Here is a 6,050-nt window from a genome sequence, read left to right as displayed (position 1 = left end):
CTGGCGCATGCCGCCCGAGAGCTGGTGCGGATAGCGGAAGCGGAAGGACGGACCGAGCCCCACATCGGCAAGGGCGCGCGCGATGCGCCTGTCGCGGTCGCCCAGGCGATGAATCGCGAGCGGTTCCGACAGAATCTGGTCGACGGTCTGACGTGGATGCAGGGATCCGTAGGGATCCTGGAAGACCATCTGAACCGTGGCGAAAAAGGCGCGGTTGCGGGGTACGGGAACCGGCTTGCCGGCAACCGCGATCGTGCCGGCTGACACCGGCGCCAGGCCGCAGATGGCGCGCAGGACGGTCGATTTGCCGGAGCCGGACTCTCCGACGAGGCCGAAGGATTCACCCTCGGCGATACGCATACTGAGCCCCTTTACCGCCTCCACGCGGAGGCGGCCGCTGCCGAAGACGACGGAAAGGTCGCGGATATCGATCATTACTGCGTCCATGCCGGATCGCGCTCGAGCGTGGGGAGAGGATGGGCGGAGCCTTCAAGGGCGGGAAGGCAGTTCATCAGTCCGCGCGTATAAGGATGCCGTGCCGCGTCGAGATCGCCCGCGGCCAGTTCCTCCATGACCTTGCCGCCATACATGACGAGCACCCGGTCGCAGAAGGAGGAGACCAGGCGCAGGTCATGGCTGATGAAGATCAGGCCCATGCCGCGCTCGGCCACAAGCCGATCGAGAATGCGCAGCACCTCCTGCTGCACGGTCACGTCAAGTGCCGAGGTCGGCTCGTCGGCGATCAGGAAATCGGGATCGGTGACGAGCATCATGGCGATCATCGCGCGTTGCCCCATGCCGCCGGAGGCCTCGTGCGGGTAGAGCGAGAAGACGCGGGCCGGATCGCGCATCTGCACGGCTTCCAGCATCTCCAACGACTTCTCCCGCGCCTCCTTGCGGCCTCCGCGCTTATGTGCCCGATAAGCCTCGATCATCTGTTCGCCGATGGTCATGACCGGGTTCAGCGAATATTTCGGATCCTGCATGACCATCGTCATGCGCCCGCCGCGCAGGTCGCGCAACTGCCGTGGCGAAATGGAGAGCAGGTCGATCCCATCGAAGGTCAGCCGGTCGGCTGTCACCTCGCCCGGCGGCGGGGTGAGGCCGAGAATGGCGCGGCCGGTCTGGGATTTGCCGGACCCGGATTCGCCGACGATGCCGAGCCGCTCGCGCCCGAGGCTGAAGGAGACGCCGCGCACCGCCTCCACCGTGCCGGTGCGCAGGTGAAAGCGAACGTTGAGGTTTTCCACCTCAAGGAGGGGTTTTTGCTCGCTCATCGCGCCGCCTTCGGGTCGAGGACGTCGCGCAGGCCATCGCCAAGCAGGTTGAAGCCGAGCGAGACGACGAAAATCGCGATGCCCGGCATGGTGGCGACCCACCAGTAATCGATGATGTACTGCCGGCCGGCCGCGATCATCGCACCCCATTCGGGCATGGGCGGCTGGGCTCCGAGCCCCAGGAAGCCGAGGCCGGCGGCCGTGAGAATGATGCCGGCCATGTCGAGCGTGACCCGGATGATCACCGAGGGCACGCAGAGCGGCATGATGTGGCGGGCGATGATGCGCGCCCTCGACGCGCCCTGCAGCCGCACCGCGGCAATGAAGTCGCTGTTGCGGATCGTCAGCGTTTCCGCGCGGGCTATGCGCGCATAGGGCGGCCAGGAGGTGATTGCGATGGCGATGATGGCGTTCTCGATGCCCGGCCCGAGCGCGGCGACGAAGGCGAGCGCGAGGATCAGGCGCGGGAAAGCGAGAAAGATGTCGGTGATCCGCATCAAGGTCGCGTCCACCCAGCCGCCGACATAGCCCGCCACGGTGCCGATCAGGAGGCCAACCGGCATGGCAAGCACCGTCACCAGCGCGACGATCATCAAGGTCAGCCGCGAGCCGTGGACGAGGCGCGAATAGATGTCGCGCGCCTGGCTGTCCGTGCCCAGCCAGTGCTCGGCACTCGGCGGCAGGAGCCGCTCCGTCCGGAGATCGCCGCCGACGATCGGTGAATGGGTGGCCAGCTGATCGGCGAAGATAGCAACGATGATCAGCCCGACCACCACCAGGAGGCCGAGCATGGCGAGCGGATTGCGCGAGAAGGTCCGCCACGAGAGATAGGTGCGGCCGAGCCGCGCCTGCGTGCGGGAGGACGGCTCGCTCGTCGTCAGCCATTCGCGCAGCGTTTGGGGTCGTTCGAGGCTGCCTGTCATGTCAGCGCGTCCTCGGGTCGAAGAGACGGTACAGAAGATCGGAGAAGGTGTTGATCGCCACGAAGACGATGCCGATCACGAGCGTGCCGCCGAGAACGGCGCTCATATCCGCGTTCTGCAGCGAGTTGGTGATGTAGCGCCCGAGCCCCGGCCAGGCGAAGACGGTCTCGGTCAGCACCGAGCCTTCGAGCAGATGGGCATAGGAGAGCGCGATGACAGTGATCAGCGGCACGATGGCATTGCGAAGGGCATGGCGCCAGATGATGCGCCGCTCCGAGAGGCCCTTCACGCGGGCGGTCACGACATATTCCTGCGACAGTTCGTTGAGCATGAAGGAACGCGTCATGCGGCTGATATAGGCGAGCGAGAAATAGCCCAGAAGCGAGGCCGGCAAGACAATGTGCGAGACGGCGTTGCGGAACACGTCCCAGTCGCCGGCAAGGGCGGCATCCACCAGTACCATGCCCGTCACGGGCGTGAGCATGTATTCGTAGCTGACGTCGAGCCGGCCGGGGCCGGAGACCCAGCCGAGATTGGCGTAGAAGACCAGAAGGGCCAGAAGGGCCAGCCAGAAGATCGGCGCGGAATAGCCGACGAGCCCGATCACCCGCACGAGATGGTCGATAAACTGTCCGCGCCGCACGGCAGCCAGAACCCCAAGCGGCACGCCGAAGACGGTGCCGATCAGCGTGCCCAGCGTGGCAAGCTCCAGCGTCGCGGGAAAATAGCGGGCGATGTCCTCCGCGACCGGGCGCGAAGTCAGCACCGAGGTGCCGAGATCGCCGCGCAGCACGTTGCCGACATAGATCAGGAACTGCTGCCACAGCGGCAGGTGGAGGCCCATCTCCTCGCGCACGCGCTCATAGACATGCGGCGGTGCCCGGTCGCCGACAACGGCAAGCACGGGATCGATCGGCACTACCCGGCCGATGAAGAAGGTGACGGCGAGAAGGCCGAGAATGGTGACCGCCACCATGAAAAGGAAGCGGCCGACCACGGCGAAACCGGAAAGGAGGGCGCGCATACGCCCCCCTTCTTCGTAGCCACTACTGGCGAGACTCATGGAGTTGGATCAGTCCTTGCTGGCTTGGCCGAACTGGTTGGAATCGAAGGAGGGGCCGATCAGGAAGTTTTCGACGTTGTCCTGCATGGCCATCACCTCGATCTCCTGGAACATGATCACGAACGGTCCCCGGTCCATCACCTCGCGCTGCAGTTCCTCGTAGATCTGCGCACGCTTGTCGGTGTCGGTCTCCAGCACCGCGGATTGCGTCTTCTCCGTCAGTTCGGGGATCTCCCAGGCGTTGCGCCAGGCGAGCGGTTTCGCCGCCGCATCGTCGGAATTGTCCGGATTGGAGGCGAAGGTGTCGGCGTTGGTGTGGGGATCCTGATAGTCGGGGCCCCAGCGGCCGATATAGATGTCGTGCTCGCGGGCGCGGTACTTCGTCAGCGTCTGCGCACCGTCACCGGGAATGAGTTGCAGATCGATGCCGGCTTGCGCGAACGTCTGCTGGATCGCCTCGCCCATGCCTGTGATGTCCGGCGTGTTGCGCGTGTCCATGGTGACGGAGAAGCCGTCGGCCAGCCCCGCCTCCGCAAGCAACTCCTTGGCCTTTTCCACATCGAGCGAGAACGGCGTGTCCTCGACGGCGCCCAGAAAACCTTTGGGCAGGAAGGCCTGGTGCACTTCGGCCAGCCCCTCCATGATCGTGTCGGCGATCGCACCGTAATCGACCAGATATTTGAGCGCCTGGCGCACTTCGGGCTTCGACAGATGTTCGTTCTTCTGGTTGAGGCCGAGATAGTAGAGCCCGCCCTTCACGCCGCTCTGGATCTTGATGCCTTCGGTTCCTTCCAGCGCTTCGAGCTCTTCCGGCCCGAGATCACGGGCGATGTCGATGTCGCCCTGCTCCAGCATCAGCCGCTGCGTCGAGCTTTCCGGCACATGCTGATAGATGACGCGGGCGAGCGGCGGCTCGGGAGCAAAATGTTCGTTGCGCTCCATGACGACGGCCTCGTTGGGGCGCCACTGGCGGATGGCGAAGGGGCCGGAACCGGCATAGTTGCGCTTCAGCCATTCATGGCCGAGGTCGCCGTCGACCTCGTGCTCAAGGACAAGATCCTTGTCGACCACCGAGGCCACGGTCGAGGTCAGGCAGTAAAGCACGAAGGTGGGCGCGTAGGCCTGGTCCATCTCGAATGTGAACTCGTAATCCCCCGTCTGGACGATCTTTTCCTCCACATTGTCGGCGGTGAGGCCGAACTGGGTGAGGATGAAGGCCGGCGACTGGTCGAGCTTCACCGCGCGCTGCAGCGAGAAGACGACGTCTTCCGCGGTCAGTTCGTTGCCGGAAGCAAAGGTCTTTCCCTGGCGGACGGTGAAGGTGAAGGTCTTGCCGTCGTCCGACACCTCCCAGGATTCGGCGACCGCGCCGAAGATATCGGAAACGTTTTCCAGATCGTAGCCGATCAGCCGCTCATAGGAGTTGCCCATCATCTCGGAAGCGGAAAACTCGAAGACTTCCGCCGGATCGAGCGTGATGATGTCGTCGATCTGCCAGGCCATGACGAGCGTGTCTTCGGGCGTCGCGGCGCGCGTCGGCGAGAGTGTCAGTGCCACGATCGCGCCCGCGGCAAGGAGTGACTTTAGCGTTCTCATGTTTGAGACGGCCCCTCTGTTTTTTGATAGCGTTCGGATGTATCCGCGTTCGGAGCACCGATGATGGACCGAGATCGGGGCACTGTCCAGTTACGCGCGTATTTTGTCCAAGCTTCCCGTCCGTCCCTTCAGGCAGCCGGGCGCGCTTCCTCCTCCAGCGCTTGCGCCATGCCTTTTTGCAACATGCCCGTGAGAATGCTCCGGACGCATGCGTTCCACTCCCGACTGGCCGCAAGTTCGTCGGGGAACAGTCCCGGAAGCCCCGTCAGCGCGTCGGCCACGGCTCCCGCATCGCCGCCGGCGCGCGCCAGGGCGGAGGCGATCTCCTCCTCGCGCGGATCGCGCAGGCGATAGGCCTCGCCATTGTCGCGCCGGCCGGTGCAATAGCGCATCCAGGCGGCCACCGCGAAGGCGAAGGGGCGCAGGTCGCCGCCGTTCCGCAGAGCATGCAGCGCAGGTGCCAGGATGCGCTGCGGCAGCTTCTCGGTCCCGTCCATGGCGATCTGATAGGTCTCGTGCGCTATGGCCGGGTTGGCGAAGCGGTCCGTAAGCGCCAGCGCGTAATCCTCCGTATCGATGCCCTCAAGCGGCGACAGCGTGGCCGCGGCGGCGGACAGGTGACGGCGAACGAGGCGCGCCAGCGCCTCATCGGCCATCACGTCACGCACATATTCACGGCCAGCGAGGAAACCGGCATAGGCCATCATCGAATGGCTGCCGTTGAGCATCCGGAGCTTCATCGCCTCATAGGGCGCGACGTCGGCGACGAAGATGGCGCCGCCCCTCTCCCATTCGGGCCGCCCGGCGGGGAAGCGGTCCTCGATCACCCATTGCGAGAACGGCTCTGCCTCGACGGCGGCCATGTCGCTCACCCCGAGGAGCCGTTCCGCCTCGGCGCGCGTCTTTTCCGTCGGGGCCGGCGTAATGCGGTCGACCATGGTCGAGGGGAAGGCGACATGGGTGCGGATCCAGTCGGCAAGGTCCGGGTCGACACGCGCGGCAAAATCGGTGACGCCGGCACGCACGAGGCCACCATTGTCCGGCAGGTTGTCGCAACAAAGGACGGTAAAGGGGGCGAGCCCCTTCTCCCGTCGCAGGCGCAGGGCCTCCACCAACAGGCCGAGCGCGCCGCGTGGCGCGTGTGGATCGGCGAGGTCGGCGGCGATGGCGGGATGCCTGTCGTCCACCGCC

Annotated in this window: 6 protein-coding genes; all 6 read right to left on the bottom strand. The window is 65.3% G+C overall.

Annotation, left to right across the window (positions count from 1 at the left end):
- A partial coding sequence (locus ACFP9U_RS23155) for an ABC transporter ATP-binding protein (protein ID WP_378625072.1) occupies positions 1 to 435 on the bottom strand: 435 nt, incomplete at its 3' end.
- Positions 435 to 1,277 (bottom strand): ABC transporter ATP-binding protein, encoded by an 843-nt coding sequence (locus ACFP9U_RS23150; protein WP_378625070.1) that lies wholly within the window; start codon positions 1,275 to 1,277, stop codon positions 435 to 437. The genes ACFP9U_RS23150 and ACFP9U_RS23155, both read right to left, overlap by 1 nt.
- Positions 1,274 to 2,200, bottom strand: a complete 927-nt coding sequence (locus ACFP9U_RS23145; protein WP_378625069.1) for an ABC transporter permease — start codon at positions 2,198 to 2,200, stop codon at positions 1,274 to 1,276. Before ACFP9U_RS23145 ends, ACFP9U_RS23150 begins: the two co-directional genes overlap by 4 nt.
- 1 nt (position 2,201) lies before the next feature.
- Positions 2,202 to 3,224: an ABC transporter permease gene (locus ACFP9U_RS23140; RefSeq protein ID WP_378625074.1), complete on the bottom strand. Its 1,023-nt coding sequence runs from the start codon at positions 3,222 to 3,224 to the stop codon at positions 2,202 to 2,204.
- A 48-nt stretch (positions 3,225 to 3,272) separates the two neighbouring features.
- Entirely contained in the window at positions 3,273 to 4,859 is a 1,587-nt protein-coding gene (locus tag ACFP9U_RS23135) for an ABC transporter substrate-binding protein (protein WP_378625067.1), read from the bottom strand.
- A 128-nt stretch (positions 4,860 to 4,987) separates the two neighbouring features.
- Positions 4,988 to 6,050 (bottom strand): mannitol dehydrogenase family protein (locus ACFP9U_RS23130; RefSeq protein WP_378625066.1); only part of this gene is annotated, 1,063 nt, incomplete at its 5' end.

This window comes from Nitratireductor sp. GCM10026969 (assembly GCF_042660605.1).
Lineage (GTDB): Bacteria > Pseudomonadota > Alphaproteobacteria > Rhizobiales > Rhizobiaceae > Chelativorans.
The sequence above is the reverse complement of the archived record's forward strand: the minus strand, read 5'-3'. Positions and strand labels throughout refer to the sequence as shown.